This is a genomic window from Streptomyces sp. NPDC059166 (assembly GCF_042755185.1).
Taxonomy (GTDB): Bacteria; Actinomycetota; Actinomycetes; order Streptomycetales; family Streptomycetaceae; genus Streptomyces.
The window spans coordinates 40,045-56,416 of record NZ_JBHZCI010000031.1; the positions used below are offsets into that span (position 1 = coordinate 40,045).

Here is a 16,372-nt window from a genome sequence, read left to right on the forward strand (position 1 = left end):
TCACATGAGCTATGGCCGCGCACCCCGACGCCGCTTCGCCCTGCTGGCCGCCGCAGTGGCGGCCGGCGCGCTGACCCTGTCCGCGTGCAGCGGAGAGGGCCCCAAGGCGGGCGGCGGCGGCAACACGAACTTCGTGACCGGCAGCGGCGGGGTCTCCACCGTCGCCAAGAACGACCGCGCGGACGCGCCGAAGCTGGACGGGACGACCCTGCACGGCGAGAAGCTCGACGTGTCCGACTTCAAGGGCAAGGTCGTCGTCCTCAACTTCTGGGGATCGTGGTGCGGCCCCTGCCGGGCCGAGGCCAAGCACTTCGAGAAGGTCGCGCAGGAGACGAAGGGTGAAGGGGTCCAGTTCGTCGGGGTGAACACCCGCGACACCCAGAGGACCCTCGCCATCAACTTCGAGGAGGACTTCGGGGTCACCTACCCGAGCCTCTACGACCCGACCGGCAAGCTGCTCCTCCGCTTCCCGAAGGGCACCCTGAACCCGCAGGCCATCCCGTCGACCGTGGTCATAGACCGGAACGGCAAGCTCGCGGCGCGTTCCCTCGCGGCGCTCGACGCGGACCGGCTGCGCGACATGATCGACCCGCTGGTAGCGGAGAAGTGACCCCGTGCTCCAGCTAGCCGCGACCGGGTACAACGACACCGTGACCAGTGGCGCCCTGCTCGTGGCGCTGCCGATCGCGCTGCTCGGCGGGCTCGTGTCCTTCTTCTCCCCGTGCGTCCTGCCGCTGGTGCCCGGCTATCTCAGCTACGTCACAGGGGTCAGCGGCAGCGACATCGCGGACGCCCGGCGGAGCAGGACGGTCGCCGGCGCCTCCCTGTTCGTCCTCGGCTTCACCGTCGTGTTCGTCTCCGGCGGCGCGCTCTTCGGGTTCTTCGGCCAGACGCTCCAGGGCTACAGCGACGTGCTCTCCAAGGTCCTCGGCGTGCTGATGATCCTCATGGGGGTCTTCTTCATGGGGCTCATGCCCTGGATGACCCAGCGCGAATTCCGTATCCACAAGCGGCCGGTGACCGGGCTGGCGGGCGCCCCCCTGCTCGGGGCCCTCTTCGGCATCGGCTGGACACCGTGCCTCGGCCCCACACTCGCCTCCGTCAACGCGCTCGCCTTCGACCAGGCCACCGCGGGCCGCGGTGCCGTCCTGTCCGTGGCGTACTGCCTCGGGCTCGGCGTCCCCTTCGTCCTGGCGGCGGTCGCCTTCCGCCGGGCACTCGGCGCGTTCGGCTGGGTCAAGCGCCACTACGCATGGGTCATGCGGATCGGCGGCGGCATGATGATCGTGACCGGGCTGCTCCTGCTGACGGGTGCGTGGGACGCGCTCATCCAGGAGATGCAGGTCTGGTCCAACGGCTTCACTGTAGGGATCTGAGTCCATGAGCAACACGCACACCACGGACGAGCGCGACCTCGGCGAGGCCGGAGAGCAGCTCTCCACCGCCCCGCGCGAGGAGCCGGCGTCCTCCGTACCCGCCATGGGCGTCATCGGCTGGGCCCGCTGGTTCTGGCGGCAGCTCACCTCCATGCGGGTCGCGCTGATCCTGCTCTTCCTGCTGTCGCTGGGGGCCATCCCGGGCTCACTGATCCCGCAGAACAGCGTGGACGAACTGAAGGTGCAGACCTTCAAGGACGCCCACACCACGGTCTCCCCGCTCTACGACAAGCTCCAGTTCTTCGACGTCTACAGCTCGGTGTGGTTCTCCGCGATCTACATCCTGCTGTTCGTCTCGCTGATCGGCTGCATCGTCCCGCGCACCGGCCAGTTCATCGGCCAGCTGCGCGGCCGCCCGCCGGGCGCCCCCAGGACCCTGACCCGGCTGCCGGCCTACACCACCTGGCGCACCGACGCCGCGCCCGAGGAGGTCCGCGAGGCCGCGCTCTCCCTGCTGCGCAAGCGACGCTTCCGCTCCCACACGGTCGGCGACGCCGTCGCGGCGGAGAAGGGCTATCTGCGCGAGACGGGGAACCTGCTGTTCCACATCGCGCTGATCGTCATGCTGGTGGCCTTCGCCGGCGGGCAGCTCTTCAAGTCCGAGGGCGGCAAGCTCGTCGTCGAAGGCGACGGCTTCGCCAACACCATCACCCAGTACGACGACTTCAAGTCCGGCTCGCTCTTCGACAACGACGACCTCGCCCCCTTCAGCTTCGACCTCGACGACTTCGTGGGCACCTACGAGCGCAACGGACCTCAGCGCGGTACCCCGAGGACCTACGAGGCGCGGGTCACCTACTCCGAGGGCGCCGACGGCGCGCCGAAGAAGAAGGTCATCGAGGTCAACAAGCCGCTGGTCGTCGACGGCACGAAGGTCTACCTCAACGCGCACGGCTACGCACCGGTCATCTCCGTCAAGGACGGCCGGGGCAAGGAGGTCTACCGGACCGCGGTGCCGCTGCTGCCGATCGACAACAACGTCACCTCGACCGGCGCGATAAAGGTGATGGACGGCTACAAGGACGCGAACGGGAAGAAGGAGCAGCTGGGCTTCCAGGCCTTCTTCGTCCCGACGTTCGCCGGTGACGGCAAGGGCACGATGTTCTCGCAGTACCCCGGGGCCGACTACCCGGTCCTGGCGCTGAACGGCTACCACGGCAGCCTCGGCGTCGACTCCGGGCTGCCGCAGAACGTCTACCAGCTCGACACGTCCAAGATGAAGGAATTCAAGGACAGCAACGGCGACAAGCTGAAGAAGCGGCTGCGCCCGGGCGAGACCATGAAGCTTCCCGACGGCGCCGGTTCGATCACCTTCGTCAGCGTCGAGGAGTGGGCGAGCTTCCAGATCTCCCGCCAGCCCGCCGCCGGCTGGGCGCTCGGCGGCGCGATCGCCGCCATCGCCGGTCTCGCCGGATCGCTGTTCATCCAGCGCCGCCGCATGTGGGTGCGGGCCGTACGCGGGGCGGACGGTGTCACCGTCGTGGAGATGGCGGGCCTCGGCCGCAGCGAGTCCGCGAAGCTGCCCGAGGAACTGGCCGACCTCGCGGTCGCGCTCCACACCGTCACGCCGACCGCCACCGAACCCTCGCCCGACCCCGCGCCCGAGACCGAGCCCGGACACCCTGCCGAAGCACCTGCCGAAGGGGCTGAGAAGTGAATCTCGCCGCCGCAACCAACGAGAATCTGGCACACACCAGCAATGTGCTGATCTATTCGTCGATGGCCGTCTACACCCTGGCCTTCTTCGCGCACATCGCGGAGTGGGTCTTCGGCAGCCGCAGCAAGGTCGGCCGTACGGCCGCCGCGCTGACCGGTCAGGCGTCCGCCGGTTCCCCGGTGAAGGTGCAGGCCGCTCAGAAGGGCGGCAGCACCGCCGTGCTGGAGCGGCCCACGATCGTCACCCGTTCCGCCGCCGGTACGCGGGACGTCCCCGACGGCCCCGGCGCCGCGGGCGGCACCTTCAAGGGCGACCTCTGGGGACGGATCGCGGTCGCCCTGACCGTCGTGTCCTTCGCCGTCCAGGCGGGCGGGGTCGTCGCACGGGCCATGTCGGTGCAGCGGGCCCCCTGGGGCAACATGTACGAGTTCTCGATCACCTTCTCCACGGTGGCCGTAGGCGCGTACCTGATCCTGCTGGCCCTGCGGAAGAACGTCCGCTGGATCGGGCTGCTGCTCGTCACGACCGTCCTGCTGGACCTCGGCATCGCGACCACGACGCTGTACACCGACAGCGACCAGCTGGTCCCGGCCCTGCACTCCTACTGGCTGTGGATCCACGTCTCCACCGCCATCATCTGCGGCGCGGTCTTCTACCTCGGAGCCGTCGGCACACTGCTCTACCTCTTCCGCGACAGCTACGAGAACAAGCTGGCGGGCGGCGGTACGCCCGGGAAGTTCGCGAGCTCGGTGCTGGACCGGCTGCCCGCCGCGAAGACCCTGGACACCTTCTCGTACCGCATCAACGCGGCCGTCTTCCCGCTGTGGACGTTCACGATCATCGCGGGCGCCATCTGGGCGGGCGACGCCTGGGGCCGCTACTGGGGCTGGGACCCCAAGGAGGTCTGGTCCTTCATCACCTGGGTCGCGTACGCCTGCTACCTGCACGCCCGGGCCACCGCCGGCTGGAAGGGCCGCAAGGCCGCCTACCTGGCGCTGATCGCGTTCGGGTGCTGGCTCTTCAACTACTACGGCGTCAACATCTTCGTCACCGGCAAGCACTCCTACGCCGGGGTCTGACGCCCGACGCCACGAGGGCGCGACCGCATTTCTGCGCGGTCGCGCCCTCGTGGCGTGTACGGTGCCCCGGTTCTCAGCCCAGCGGGGTGTCCAGGACCGCCTTGCGGTGGCTGAACGTCTCCAGGGAGTACCGGCCGTGGTAGTTGCCCATGCCGCTCTCGCCGACACCTCCGAACGGCAGGTCGGAGACGGTCAGATGGGCGAGTGGCAGTCCGACGCCTACACCGCCCGACGAGGTCTCGGCCAGCAGCCGGGCGCGTACCGAGGGGTCCTGGGTGAAGGCGTACAGGGCCAGCGGCTTGTCGCGGTCGTTGATGAACGCGATCGCCTCGTCGAGCCCGTCCACCGTGAGGATCGGCAGGACGGGGCCGAAGATCTCCTCGCCCATGACGGGGGAGTCCGGCGACACCTCGGCCAGCACGGTCGGGGCGATGTACTTCGTGGCCCGGTCGTGGACACCGCCGGTCACCGCGCGGCCGGAGCCGAGCAGGGCCACCAGCCGGTCGAAGTGACGCCCGTTCACGATCCGCCCGTACTCGGGGTGCGTCGCGGGGTCCGGGCCGAAGAGGGACCCGACCGCCGAGGCGAGCGCGTCGGCCAGCGCCGGTGCCGTCCCCGGGTCGGTGAGCACGTAGTCGGGGGCCACGCACGTCTGGCCGGCGTTGAGGAACTTGCCGGCGGCGAGCCGGGCGGCCACCGTCTTCAGGTCCGTGCCGCGGTCGACGAACACGGGCGACTTGCCGCCCAGTTCGAGGGTCACCGGGGTGAGGTGCTTCGCCGCGGCGGCCATGACGATCCGCCCGACGGCGCCGTTGCCCGTGTAGAAGACGTGGTCGAAGCGCTCGGCGAGCAGCGCGGTGGTCTCCGGGACGCCGCCCTCCACCACCGTCACGGTGTCGGCGTCGAGGTACTCGGGCACCAGCCGGGCCAGGGCGGCGGAGGTGGCGGGCGCCAGCTCGCTGGGCTTCGCGACCACCGTGTTGCCCGCCGCGAGGGCCCCGGCCACCGGCGCCAGGAGCAGCTGCACCGGGTAGTTCCACGGCGCGATGACGAGGACCACGCCGAGCGGGTCCTGCACGGTGTGGGCGGTGGCTCCCGCCAGGGCGGCGGGCACGGGGGCCGGTTCGGGCTCCAGCCAGCCGGCGAGGCGTTCCAGGGTGTGGTCGATCTCGCGGACCGTGAAGTCGATCTCGGTCCGGTACGACTCCTTGCGGCTCTTGCCGAGGTCGGCGCGGAGCGCCTCGGCGAGCTCGTCGCCCCGCTCGGTGAGCAGCGCCCGCAGCCGGGTCAGCCGGCCGGTGCGCCAGGTGAGGTCCCTGGTGCGGCCGGTGCGGAAGGCCGTGCGGAGGCGGGTGACGACCTCGGCCGCGCTCTCCACCGCCGTGCCGGGGGCGCTCACAGCGCGGCCACGATCTCGCGGGCCAGCTGCTCGGACGAGGCGGGGTTCTGGCCGGTGTGCAGGTTGCGGTCGTGCACGGTGTGGACGGCCCACGGGTCGGCGGCCGCGTAGTCGGCGCCGAGCGCGACGAGGCGGTCCTCCAGCAGCCAGGGCGCCTTCGACGCCAGTCCGGCCTGGGTCTCCTCGGCGTTGCTGAAGCCGGTCATGCGGTAGCCGGCGAAGGGCCAGCTGCCGTCCTCGCGGCGGGCCGGCAGCAGGGCGGCGGGGGCGTGGCACAGGACGGCCACGTGGGTGCCGGAGTCCAGGGCGGAGGTGAGGAGCCGGCCGGACACCTCGCTGACGGCCAGGTCCTCCATGGGGCCGTGGCCTCCCGGGTAGAAGACGACGTCGTACGAGGTGGCCACGGTGTCCTCGAGTCGCGAGGGGATCTTCAGCGTCTCGTCGATCGAGGCGAGGTAGGACGCCACGGCGTCGGCCTGCTCCTGGCCTCCGTTGGCGTCGGCGGCGAGGCTGGCCTCGTCCACGGTGGGTGCGACCCCGCCCGGGGTGGCTACGGTGATGTCGAAGCCGGCCTGGCTGAAGACGCGGTGCGGGGCCGCGAGTTCTTCGGCCCAGAAGCCGGTGGGGTGGGTCGTGCCGTCGTTGAGGGTCCAGTGGTCGGCACCGGTGAGGACGAAGAGTACGGAAGGCATGGGGGGTGCTCCCTACGAGACGCGAGACACATGGCACATGAAGCTTGATATGCTCAAGCAATACCCTCCATGTAACGGGTCAAAGTTGAGCATGTCAAACGATTGCGGGTGCGTGGCGGACAGCGTTCCGGCCTGACGGACCGCCTACCGATCGAAGGATGACCGACCATGACGAAGGAACCGGCACCCCGCGCCGTCCCTACTCCGGACGAACTCCTGGAGCCCCTCGCCGTCGTCGTACGCGGCCACCACGACGACCTCACCGCCGTCGCGGGGCGTCATGGCCTCAGCACCTCTCAGGCCCGGGCGCTGATCGCCCTCAATGAACCCATGCCCATGAGCGCGCTCGCCACGCATCTGGTGTGCGACGCGTCCAACGCCACCGGACTCATCGGCCGCATGGAGGTGCGCGGTCTCGTGACACGCACACCCGCGCCCGGCGACCGCCGCTCCAAGGTGGCCTCCCGCACGGAGGAGGGCACCGAGCTGGCACACCGCATCCGCGCAGAGATGCGCGTGGTCCACGGCGCGCTGGAAGCGCTCACCCCCGACGAGCGCACGGCGCTGCTGCCCCTGCTCGACCGGCTGGGGCGACTGCTCTCCCGGTGACCTCCGGACCCGCGCGGCCCGGGGGCCGACGGCTCAGGACGCGGACGGCGGCGCCGGGTCCTCGGGGGCGCCGGAGCCGTTCTCCCGACGCTTGAGCTCCTCCTCGCGGCGGCGCAGGTCCGCCTCCCAGTCCTTGAGGAGCGACTCGTCCCTCTTGTTCCCGTCCTTCAGGGACTGGAGGAACTCCGGGTTGTCGTCGGGCGCCGTCCAGGTGGTCCGGTGGTTCCGGTGCCACTCCGACGGGGTGCGGCCGCCCGTCGGCGGAGTGCGCACCTTGCCCGCGGCCAGCCAGACGATCGGGCCGACGATCCAGAAGAGCAGGATGATGAAGACCCAGGCGATCTTCGGGAGATGCCTCGCCTCGTCCTCCGGGGTGTTCAGGCAGTCGATGAACGCGAAGATCGTCAACGCCAGAGGCAGGAGGTAGATCAAGGCCCTGAGCATGGTGTGGGATCCCCCGTGGCGATGTGGGGAGGCGAGGTCCCGCCCCCGGTGACGGGCCCAGGGTAGCGGGTGGCCGATACTGGGGCTTATGGCTTACGACGATCTTCGCTCCCTGCTCCGGGCTCTGGAGCGCGAGGGCGATCTCAAGCGCATCAAGGCCGAGGTCGACCCGTACCTGGAGGTCGGCGAGATCGTCGACCGGGTGAACAAGGCGGGCGGCCCCGCCCTGCTCTTCGAGAACGTCAAGGGGTCGTCGATGCCCCTGGCCATGAACGTCTACGGAACCGACCGGCGGCTGCTGAAGGCGCTCGGGCTGAAGTCCTACGCGGAGATCAGCGACAAGATCGGCGGGCTGCTCAAGCCGGAGCTCCCGCAGGGTTTCGTCGGCATCCGCGAGGCCTTCGGCAAGCTCGGCGCGGTGACGCACCTGCCGCCGAAGAAGGTCAAGTCGGACAGCGCCCCCGTCCAGGAGGTCGTGCTCACCGGCGACGACGTCGACCTGGACGCGCTGCCCGCGCTCTTCACCTGGCCCGAGGACGGCGGCTCCTTCTTCAACCTGGGCCTCACCCACACCAAGGACCCGGAGACGGGCATCCGCAATCTGGGGCTCTACCGCCTGCAGCGCCACGACAAGCGCACCATCGGCATGCACTGGCAGATCCACAAGGACAGCCGCAACCACTACCAGGTGGCCGCCCGGCGCGGTGAGAAGCTGCCCGTGGCCATTGCCTTCGGCGCTCCGCCCGCCGTCACCTACGCCTCCACGGCGCCGCTGCCGGGGGACATCGACGAGTACCTCTTCGCCGGCTTCGTCCAGGGCAAGCGGATCGAGATGGTCGACTGCAAGACGGTCCCGCTCCAGGTCCCCGCCCAGGCCGAGGTCGTCATCGAGGGCTGGCTGGAGCCCGGGGAGATGCTGCCCGAGGGCCCGTTCGGCGACCACACCGGGTTCTACACCCCGCAGGAGCCCTTCCCCGCGCTGAAGATCGACTGCGTGACGATGCGGAAGCGCCCGCTGCTGCAGTCCATCGTGGTCGGCCGCCCGCCGACCGAGGACGGCCCGCTGGGCAGGGCCACCGAGCGGTTCTTCCTGCCGCTGCTCAAGATCATCGTTCCGGACATCGTGGACTACCACCTGCCCGAGGCCGGCGGCTTCCACAACTGTGCGATCGTCTCGATCGACAAGAAGTACCCCAAGCACGCCCAGAAGGTCATGAGCGCCATCTGGGGAGCGCACATGATGTCGCTGACCAAGCTGATCGTCGTCGTGGACTCCGACTGCGACGTCCACGACCTGCACGAGGTCGCCTGGCGGGCGCTCGGCAACACCGACTACGCCCGCGACCTCACGGTCACGGAAGGACCGGTGGACCACCTCGACCACGCCTCCTACCAGCAGTTCTGGGGCGGGAAGGCGGGCATCGACGCGACGCGGAAGCTGCCCGAGGAGGGGTACACGCGGGACGGAGGCTGGCCGGAGATGGTCGAGTCCGACCCGGAGACGGCGGCGAAGGTCGACCGCCGGTGGAAGGAGTACGGCCTGTGAGTGCATCGGCCTCGGCCGCGGCTGTCCCGCAGCCGCGCAGCAAGCCCCGCGCGTTCCTGCGGCTGGTGATGATCGAGCACTCGGTGTTCGCCCTGCCCTTCGCCTACATCGCCGCGCTGACCGCGATGTACCGGCTGGACGGGAACATCCACTGGGGCACGCTGCTGCTGGTGACCGTCGCGATGGTCGGGCTGCGTACGTTCGCCATGGCGGCGAACCGGATCATCGACCGGGAGATCGACGCCCGCAATCCGAGGACGGAGGGCCGGGAGCTCGTCACCGGCGCGGTCACGGTGCGGTCCGCGTGGACCGGGGCGCTCGTCGCCCTGGCCTTCTTCCTCGGCGCCGCCGCCCTGCTCAACCCCCTCTGCCTGATGCTGGCTCCGGTCGCCGTCGTGCCGATGGTCGTCTATCCGTACGGCAAGCGGTTCACGAACTTCCCGCACGCGATCCTCGGTCTGGCGCAGGCGATCGGCCCGATCGGTGCCTGGCTGGCGGTGACAGGGAGCTGGTCGTGGGACGCGGTGATCCTGGGGCTGGCCGTCGGCATCTGGATCGGCGGCTTCGACCTGATCTTCGCCTGCCAGGACGTGCGGGCGGACCGGGCGCACGGGGTGCTCTCCTTCCCGGCGCGCTTCGGTATCCCGGCCGCCCTCTGGGGCGCCAGGGTCTGCCACGTGGTCACCACGGGCCTGCTGGTGTGGTTCGGGCTCGCGACGGACGCGGAGATCTTCTACTGGATCGGCATGGTGATCGTCGCCGCCGCCTTCGTGTACGAGCACCGGGTCGTGCGCCCGCACGACCTGTCCCGTCTCAACCGGGCGTTCTTCTCCGTCAACGGCTTCATCGGCATCGCGCTCTTCGCGTGCGCGCTGCTCGACCTGCTGGTGCGGGGCCTCACACCGTGACGTAGGGCCTTTCGCGCGGGCGGCGGAGGAGGAACGCCGCCGCCACCCCGCCGACCAGGCCGAAGAGGTGCCCCTGCCAGCTGACGCCGGAATCCGTGGGCAGCACGCCCCAGAGCAGGGAGCCGTAGACCACGGCGACGCCCAGGCCTATGACGACGTCCCAGGGGCGGCGGTCCACGAAACCGCGCACCAGCAGATAGCCGAGGAGCCCGAAGACCACGCCCGAGGCGCCGAGCGTCACGGTGTGCGGCGGCGCGGTGAGCCAGACGCCGAGGCCCGACGCCACGATCACCACGAACACCACGGCGGCGAACCTGCGTATCCCGCCCAGGGCGGCGATGAAGCCGAGGACCAGCAGCGGGACGGTGTTGGAGGCGACGTGCTCCCAGCCGCTGTGCAGGAACGCGGCGGGCACGATGTCGGCCAGCTCGGCCGGGTCGCGGGGGCTGACGCCGTGGGTGTCGAGGGAGTTGCCCGTCGCCGTGTCGATGCCTTCGAGCAGCCAGAGCAGGGCGATCCAGGCGAGCATGACCCCGCCGGCCGTGACGGCCCGCGCGGTGGCGCCGGTGCGTGTGCCGGTCATGGCCGCCCCCTGTCCGTGGTCGTTCCCTCGTCCGTCGTAACGCGCGACGCCCCTGGCTCGGTTCCTGGAGGCGGGTGCCGGATAGGCTCGGCGGTGTGACAGCCGGTACTTCGATGAGTCAGCAGCAGCGCAGGCCTTGGATCGTCGGGGTGTCGGGCGCTTCGGGCACCCCCTTCGCGGCCTCCGTGCTGCGCGGACTGCTGGCGGCCGGCGAGAGCGTGGACCTGGTGGTCAGCCGCGCCTCGCGGCTGACCCTGCTGGACGAGACGGGCATCGCCTTCCGGGACGCCCACTGGCAGGAGGACCTGCGCGGCTGGCTGGCCCGGGGCGCGGACGGCAAGCCGGACACCTTCCGTCCCGACATCGGCGACGTGCGCCACTGGCCGGCCGGGGACCTCGCGGCCGGGCCGTCCTCGGGGTCGTACCCGGCGAAGGGGATGCTGATCGTCCCGGCGTCGACGGCGTGTGTGGCCGGGGTGGCGCTCGGGCTCTCGAAGGACCTGCTGCAGCGGGCCGCGAGCGTGACGCTGAAGGAGCGGCGGAAGCTGGTCGTCGCCGTGCGGGAGACGCCGCTCAGCGGTCAGACGCTGAAGCAGATGGTCGCGCTGGACGAGGCGGGAGCCGTGGTGCTGCCCGCCTCACCGGCGTTCTACGCGGGCGCGACGCACATCCAGGATCTCGTGGACTTCGTCGCGGGGCGGGTGCTCGACGCGGCGGGGGTGCCGCACGGGCTGTACCGCCGGTGGGAAGGGGAGCTCGGTGGCGGCTCCCGGGGCTGAACCCGTGGCGTCAGCGCTTCCTGCGGTCCGGGCGCGGGGCGCGGGCGCGGTCGACGCGGAGGGCGGCGGCGGGCTGGTGGGCACGCGAGCGGTTGGCCAGGTCCTGCAGCTCCCGCATCCGGGCGTAGGCCATCTCGATCGAGTACACGGTGTCGTTCACTCCTGAAGATTCGAAAGATTTTCTTGGACAGTGGAGAAGATTTGCAGGGATTGACCCTGTTGCACCTTGAATTCTACACGTAAGATCGCGGTACTGCTGAACAATGGAAGGTTTCAGTCATATGGACGCGGTGGACAGGCAGCTCATCCAGGCCCTCAGGGAGAACGGCAGGGCCTCGTACGCGGAGCTGGGGCGGCTCGTGGGGCTCTCCGGGCCCAGCGTCACCGACCGCATCAACCGGCTGGAAACCGCCGGTGTCATCACGGGCTACCGCGCGACCGTCGACTCCGCGTCCCTGGGGCTCGGCGTGACGGCGCTGATCGGCATCTCCCTCTCCGACGCCGCCGACCACCAGGACGTCGCGCACCGGCTGAAGGACCTCGCCGAGATCGAGGACTGCTGGTTCATCGCCGGTGACGACTCGTACATGCTCAAGGTGCGGGTCGGCGACGTGGACGGGCTGGAGAAGACCATCCGCAGGCTCAGCGGCACCAAGGGCGTCTCGCGGACCCGCACGACGGTCGTCCTCTCCACCAAGTGGGAGAACCGGGTCGGCGAGCTCCCCGAGGAGCACTGACCCGCACCGGTGGTGGGGGTGCCCCCGCCTGACCGGCGGGGGAGTACCGTGGCCTGGATCCATTACGTACAGACATGGGAGGCGCCCTAGTGGACGCGGGACTCAAGCGCGAGCTGGAGGAGAAGGTCCGGGCCGGCGAGCGGCTGACCCGCGAGGACGGGATCGCCCTCTACGAGTCCGACGACCTGGCATGGCTCGGCGGGCTGGCCCACGAGGTGCGGACGAGGAAGAACGGCGACGTCGTCCACTTCAACGTCAACCGCCACCTCAACATGACCAACGTGTGCACCGCCTCCTGCGCGTACTGCTCGTTCCAGCGCAAGCCCGGCGAGAAGGACGCGTACACGATGCGCATCGAGGAGGCCGTCCGCCTCGCGAAGGCGATGCAGGGCGAGAACCTCACCGAGCTGCACATCGTCAACGGGCTGCACCCCACCCTCCCGTGGCGGTACTACCCGCGCTCCCTCAGCGCCCTCAAGGAGGCGCTGCCCGAGGTGGCGCTCAAGGCGTTCACGGCGACGGAGATCCACCACTTCGAGACGATCTCCGGGCTGTCGGCCTCCGAGATCCTCGACGAGCTGATCGAGGCCGGTCTGGAGTCGCTGACCGGCGGCGGCGCGGAGATCTTCGACTGGGAGGTCCGCCAGCACATCGTCGACCACAACACCCACTGGGAGGACTGGTCGCGCATCCACCGCCTCGCGCACGAGAAGGGTCTCAAGACCCCGGCGACGATGCTGTACGGGCACATCGAGGAGCCCCGTCACCGCGTCGACCACGTGCTGCGGCTGCGCGAGATGCAGGACGAGACCGGCGGCTTCCAGGTCTTCATCCCGCTGCGCTACCAGCACGACTTCGTGGACATGAAGGACGGCAAGGTCCGCAACACCCTCCAGGCGCGGACGTCGATGGCGACCGGCGCCGAGGCGCTGAAGACCTTCGCCGTGTCCCGGCTGCTCTTCGACAACGTCCCGCACGTCAAGGTGTTCTGGGTGATGCACGGTGTGCAGACCGCCCAGCTGGCCCTCCAGCACGGCGCGGACGACATGGACGGCTCGGTCGTCGAGTACAAGATCACCCATGACGCGGACGACTACGGCACCCCGAACAAGCTGGGCCGCGAGGACCTGCTCGACCTCATCCGGGACGCCGGCTTCCGCCCCGTGGAGCGCAACACCCGCTACGAGATCCTGCGCGAGTACCCCGGCCCGGACGCCGGACGGCGCGAGACCCCGCAGCCGATGCGCGTCTGAGGACGTCCGCGACGGGCGCGCTCCGGCCGCCCGGCCCGCGAGTCCATGGGAAAGCCCCGGTCCTGCGACCGGGGCTTTCCCATGGGGTGGACGCGAGTTGAGGGCGGATCCGCGTAATGGCTAATCTGTGTATATGGCACTTACGTTTCAGGTGGATCCCGCGTTCGACCGTGAGCTGCGCGACGGCATCACCGCCCTCTGGGTGGACGTCGTCAACGCCGGCGGCGCCGTCGGGTTCGTACCGCCCGTGACCGGGGGCGACGTCAGGCCCGAGCTGCTCAAGCACCTCACGGGCATGGTGGAGGGCCGTACCCACCTCGTCGTCGGCCGGGACGAGGAGGGGGCGGTCGCCGCCACCGCCTTCCTCACCCACAACACCCACCGGCTCATGCGGCACTGGATCGGCGTCTACACGGTGATGGTCCATCCGCGCCACCAGGGCAAGGGCTTCGGCCGCGACCTGATGGCGGCGGCCGCCGACGCCGCCCAGGGCCTCGAGGGGATCGAGGCCATCCGCCTCACCTGCCGCGGAGGCACCGGGGCCGACCGCTTCTACGCCTCGTGCGGATACAAGGAGGTCGGCCGGATCCCGGACGCCATCAGGGTCGCGGAGGACGACTACCGCGACGACATCCTCATGCTGCTCCCGCTCTTCCGGTAGCCCTCCGGGAGCCCGCCCGGCACGGTGGCCCGGAGGGCGCCGGGGCAACCCTGCGAACTGATCGAATTCGGGGCATGCTTCACTGGTCGGGCAGAGTCAGACCGAGTCGAGCGGGAGACAGACCGCCCGAACGCGGGAACGTCGGACGTAGAGAGAAGGCAAGCCGTGTCCGCTGCCAAGCCGAGCGCAACGATCCGGTACACCGCCATGCGCGTGCTGATTTTCGTCGGCTGCTTCTTCGTGGCCGGTGTGGCGGTTCACTTCGGCGTACTCCCCTCCGGCGTCGGCGGCTCCAACTTCGTCTGGGTCCTGCTGCTCGGCCTCGTGCTCTCCGCGCCCCTCAGCTTCGTCCTGCTGCGCAAGCAGCGCGACGAGATGTCCGAGCAGATCGTCTCGAAGGTCGACCGCACCAAGGCCAGGCTCGAGGCGGACCGCGCCCGCGAGGACAGCGTCGCGCGGTAGGCGCCGCGTAAGGTTCCTCACACCGGACGACCACCCGCACCCCGTATTTACGAAGCCCCGGCACCGGAGCAGCCGCTCCCCTGCCGGGGCTTCGGCGTGTCCGGGGGCGGCTGACACGCCACCCGGTCAAAAACGATCAAGAAGCGGACCTTTGAGGTTCTCAAAGTTGCAGTGTTAACGTATCTGTCATGACGACAGCTCTGCGCACCCACACTGCCCCGGGCGTTCCGCTCGTGGTGCGCCTGCACGTCGACCTCTGCCGCTGTATGTCCGCGGTCTGTTGCCGCAACGTCTGAACCGGCATCATGCAGCGGCGCCGCCCCCGGCGCGGGCGCCGCACCCCCGTCCCCATGTCAGACCGCGCATCCGCACGTCCGTCCTCGTACGTCCCGGTGCGTCCCCTCTGGAGTGTGTCCGTGTCCGCGAATTCCGCGTCCCCCGCAGAGACCGAGACCGGCGGTAAGCCGTCCGGTTCCGGTTTCCGTCTGCCCAGCGTCCCGTTCTGGGCCCAGATAGCCGCCGGCCTGGTCCTCGGTGTCCTGCTCGGGTGGATCACCCGCAGCTACGACGTCGAGTGGCTCTACACCACGCTCGACAAGGTCGGCCACATCTTCGTCCAGCTGCTGAAGCTGGCCGTCGCACCCCTCGTCTTCTTCGCGATCATGGTGTCGATCACCAACCTGCGCAAGGTGAACAACGCCGCCAGGCTGGCGACCCGCACCCTGCTGTGGTTCATGATCACCTCGCTGATCGCCGTCGCCATCGGTCTCGCCATCGGCCTGATCACCGACCCGGGCGCGGGCACCGACCTCACCCCGAAGGACGGCGCGAAGCCCGAGAGCGCCGGCTCCTGGCTCGACTTCCTGACCGGCATCATCCCGACGGACATCATCACGCCGTTCACCGAGCTGAACGTCCTGCAGATCGTCTTCATGGCCGCCGTCGCCGGTATCGCCGCCCTCCAGCTCGGCGAGAAGGCCAAGCCGATCCTCACCCTCGCCGAGTCCGTCCTGGAGCTCCTCCAGAAGGCGCTGTGGTGGGTCATCCGCCTCGCCCCGATCGGCACCGTCGGCCTCATCGGCTACGCCATCGCCGACTACGGCTGGGACCTGATCGGCAAGTACGCCACGTTCACCGCCGACGTCTACGTCGGCTGCGCCCTGGTGCTGTTCGGCGTCTACCCCCTGCTCCTCGCGACGGTCGCCAAGGTCAGCCCGCTGCAGTTCTTCAAGGGCGCCTGGCCCGCGATCCAGCTGGCCTTCGTCTCGCGCTCCTCGGTCGGCACCATGCCGGTCACCCAGCGGGTCACCGAGCGCCTCGGCGTCCCGAAGGAGTACGCCTCCTTCGCCGTGCCGTTCGGCGCCACGACCAAGATGGACGGCTGCGCCGCGATCTACCCCTCGCTGGCCGCGATCTTCATCGCGCAGATCTTCGACGTCCAGCTCGGCATCGGCGACTACATCCTGATCGTCTTCGTCTCGGTGATCGGCTCGGCGGCCACCGCCGGCCTCACCGGCGCCACGGTCATGCTGACGCTGACCCTCTCGACGCTGGGCCTCCCGCTGGAGGGCGTGGGTCTGCTGCTCGCCATCGACCCGATCCTGGACATGATGAGGACGGCGACGAACGTCGCAGGCCAAGCTCTCGTCCCGGTGATCGTCTCGGCCCGCGAGAAGATCCTCGACCACGACGCGTACAACTCGGCCTCGTCCTCCCCGGTCGACTCCTTCGGCCAGGACGCGGACGGCCGGGACAGCGACCGCGACGCCGAGCCGAAGGCCGGGGTCCCGGTCACGGCGTAGCACCCGCCGCCCTTACAAGGCGCCCCCGATCCACAGACTGTGGACCGGGGGCGCCTTGCTGTGCGGGGCGGATCTCTGTGGCGAAGGCATGGTTCCGGCCAGTCGGGCGCGCTCCGATGCCGGGAGAAGGGGGGTTTGAGCCGCTATCGCTCTCAGGTACAGGCCAATGTCGCGTGGTCCAGACCATTGACTCACGGGGGGTCCGCCCTTACTGTGTGCGTGCCCAGGACCGAAGTCGCGGGGGATCGGCTGGTGCAACTCCCCCTATCCGCACGTTATCTGACTGATCGTCAGATCTTGTCGGCGCTGCTTCGCCGTGATCGGG

General features: G+C 69.8%; 18 protein-coding genes. 13 read left to right on the forward strand and 5 right to left on the reverse strand.

Annotated elements, in window-relative coordinates; genetic code table 11:
• Positions 1 to 4: 4 nt before the first annotated feature.
• From ACFXOA_RS22755 to ccsB, 4 genes are read left to right on the forward strand one after another with little or no spacing between them, the layout of a single operon-like run.
• Entirely contained in the window at positions 5 to 610 is a 606-nt protein-coding gene (locus ACFXOA_RS22755) for a TlpA family protein disulfide reductase (RefSeq protein WP_385031463.1), read from the forward strand.
• A gap of 4 nt (positions 611 to 614) precedes the next feature.
• The gene (locus ACFXOA_RS22760; protein WP_385031466.1) at positions 615 to 1,376 is read left to right on the forward strand and encodes a cytochrome c biogenesis CcdA family protein; all 762 of its coding nucleotides are present in this window, start codon (positions 615 to 617) and stop codon (positions 1,374 to 1,376) included.
• Positions 1,377 to 1,380: 4 nt separating this feature from the next.
• The gene (locus ACFXOA_RS22765; RefSeq protein WP_385031469.1) at positions 1,381 to 3,093 is read left to right on the forward strand and encodes a cytochrome c biogenesis protein ResB; all 1,713 of its coding nucleotides are present in this window, start codon (positions 1,381 to 1,383) and stop codon (positions 3,091 to 3,093) included.
• A complete protein-coding gene (gene ccsB / locus ACFXOA_RS22770) occupies positions 3,090 to 4,172 on the forward strand; it encodes a c-type cytochrome biogenesis protein CcsB (protein WP_385031476.1) in 1,083 nt (360 codons plus the stop codon). The genes ACFXOA_RS22765 and ccsB overlap by 4 nt, the downstream gene beginning before the upstream one ends.
• A 73-nt stretch (positions 4,173 to 4,245) precedes the next feature.
• Here the strand turns inward: ccsB and ACFXOA_RS22775 are convergent, their stop codons facing one another.
• Entirely contained in the window at positions 4,246 to 5,571 is a 1,326-nt protein-coding gene (locus ACFXOA_RS22775; protein WP_385031479.1) for an aldehyde dehydrogenase family protein, read from the reverse strand.
• Complete coding sequence (locus tag ACFXOA_RS22780) at positions 5,568 to 6,263, reverse strand: type 1 glutamine amidotransferase domain-containing protein (protein WP_385031482.1); 696 nt, start codon at positions 6,261 to 6,263, stop codon at positions 5,568 to 5,570. Before ACFXOA_RS22780 ends, ACFXOA_RS22775 begins: the two co-directional genes overlap by 4 nt.
• A gap of 168 nt (positions 6,264 to 6,431) precedes the next feature.
• Here ACFXOA_RS22780 and ACFXOA_RS22785 point away from each other — a divergent pair, with 168 nt between their 5' ends.
• Entirely contained in the window at positions 6,432 to 6,872 is a 441-nt protein-coding gene (locus tag ACFXOA_RS22785; RefSeq protein ID WP_385031485.1) for a MarR family winged helix-turn-helix transcriptional regulator, read from the forward strand.
• 33 nt (positions 6,873 to 6,905) lie between these two features.
• Here ACFXOA_RS22785 and ACFXOA_RS22790 read toward each other — a convergent pair whose 3' ends face one another.
• The gene (locus ACFXOA_RS22790) at positions 6,906 to 7,316 is read right to left on the reverse strand and encodes a PLD nuclease N-terminal domain-containing protein (RefSeq protein WP_385031488.1); all 411 of its coding nucleotides are present in this window, start codon (positions 7,314 to 7,316) and stop codon (positions 6,906 to 6,908) included.
• 88 nt (positions 7,317 to 7,404) lie between these two features.
• On the opposite strand from ACFXOA_RS22790, the gene ACFXOA_RS22795 reads away from it, so the two are divergent.
• Together ACFXOA_RS22795 and mqnP are read left to right on the forward strand one after the other, a co-directional pair.
• Entirely contained in the window at positions 7,405 to 8,862 is a 1,458-nt protein-coding gene (locus ACFXOA_RS22795; RefSeq protein WP_385031490.1) for a menaquinone biosynthesis decarboxylase, read from the forward strand.
• Positions 8,859 to 9,770, forward strand: coding sequence for a menaquinone biosynthesis prenyltransferase MqnP (gene mqnP, locus ACFXOA_RS22800; protein ID WP_385031493.1), 912 nt, complete (start codon positions 8,859 to 8,861; stop codon positions 9,768 to 9,770). The genes ACFXOA_RS22795 and mqnP overlap by 4 nt, the downstream gene beginning before the upstream one ends.
• Here mqnP and ACFXOA_RS22805 read toward each other — a convergent pair.
• Positions 9,760 to 10,353, reverse strand: coding sequence for a rhomboid family intramembrane serine protease (locus ACFXOA_RS22805; protein WP_385031496.1), 594 nt, complete (start codon positions 10,351 to 10,353; stop codon positions 9,760 to 9,762). The two genes, mqnP and ACFXOA_RS22805, sit on opposite strands and share 11 nt — an antisense overlap.
• Before the next feature lie 113 nt (positions 10,354 to 10,466).
• On the opposite strand from ACFXOA_RS22805, the gene ACFXOA_RS22810 reads away from it, so the two are divergent.
• Positions 10,467 to 11,132: a UbiX family flavin prenyltransferase gene (locus ACFXOA_RS22810; protein WP_385031580.1), complete on the forward strand. Its 666-nt coding sequence runs from the start codon at positions 10,467 to 10,469 to the stop codon at positions 11,130 to 11,132.
• Between the two features lie 10 nt (positions 11,133 to 11,142).
• On the opposite strand, the gene ACFXOA_RS22815 is transcribed toward ACFXOA_RS22810, so the two are convergent.
• Positions 11,143 to 11,292 (reverse strand): hypothetical protein, encoded by a 150-nt coding sequence (locus tag ACFXOA_RS22815; protein ID WP_385031592.1) that lies wholly within the window; start codon positions 11,290 to 11,292, stop codon positions 11,143 to 11,145.
• A gap of 121 nt (positions 11,293 to 11,413) precedes the next feature.
• On the opposite strand from ACFXOA_RS22815, the gene ACFXOA_RS22820 reads away from it, so the two are divergent.
• From ACFXOA_RS22820 to ACFXOA_RS22840, 5 genes are all read left to right on the forward strand, one after another.
• Positions 11,414 to 11,869, forward strand: a complete 456-nt coding sequence (locus ACFXOA_RS22820) for an Lrp/AsnC family transcriptional regulator (protein WP_385031499.1) — start codon at positions 11,414 to 11,416, stop codon at positions 11,867 to 11,869.
• Between the two features lie 89 nt (positions 11,870 to 11,958).
• The gene (gene mqnE, locus ACFXOA_RS22825) at positions 11,959 to 13,122 is read left to right on the forward strand and encodes an aminofutalosine synthase MqnE (protein ID WP_031098411.1); all 1,164 of its coding nucleotides are present in this window, start codon (positions 11,959 to 11,961) and stop codon (positions 13,120 to 13,122) included.
• Between the two features lie 133 nt (positions 13,123 to 13,255).
• Positions 13,256 to 13,783: a GNAT family N-acetyltransferase gene (locus ACFXOA_RS22830; RefSeq protein ID WP_385031502.1), complete on the forward strand. Its 528-nt coding sequence runs from the start codon at positions 13,256 to 13,258 to the stop codon at positions 13,781 to 13,783.
• Between the two features lie 165 nt (positions 13,784 to 13,948).
• Positions 13,949 to 14,245 carry a DUF4229 domain-containing protein gene (locus ACFXOA_RS22835; protein ID WP_385031505.1) on the forward strand — a complete coding sequence of 99 codons (297 nt, stop codon included), beginning with the start codon at positions 13,949 to 13,951 and terminating at the stop codon, positions 14,243 to 14,245.
• 416 nt (positions 14,246 to 14,661) lie between these two features.
• On the forward strand, positions 14,662 to 16,047 hold the full coding sequence (locus ACFXOA_RS22840) for a dicarboxylate/amino acid:cation symporter (protein WP_385031508.1): 1,386 nt from the start codon (positions 14,662 to 14,664) through the stop codon (positions 16,045 to 16,047).
• Positions 16,048 to 16,372: the final 325 nt, after the last annotated feature.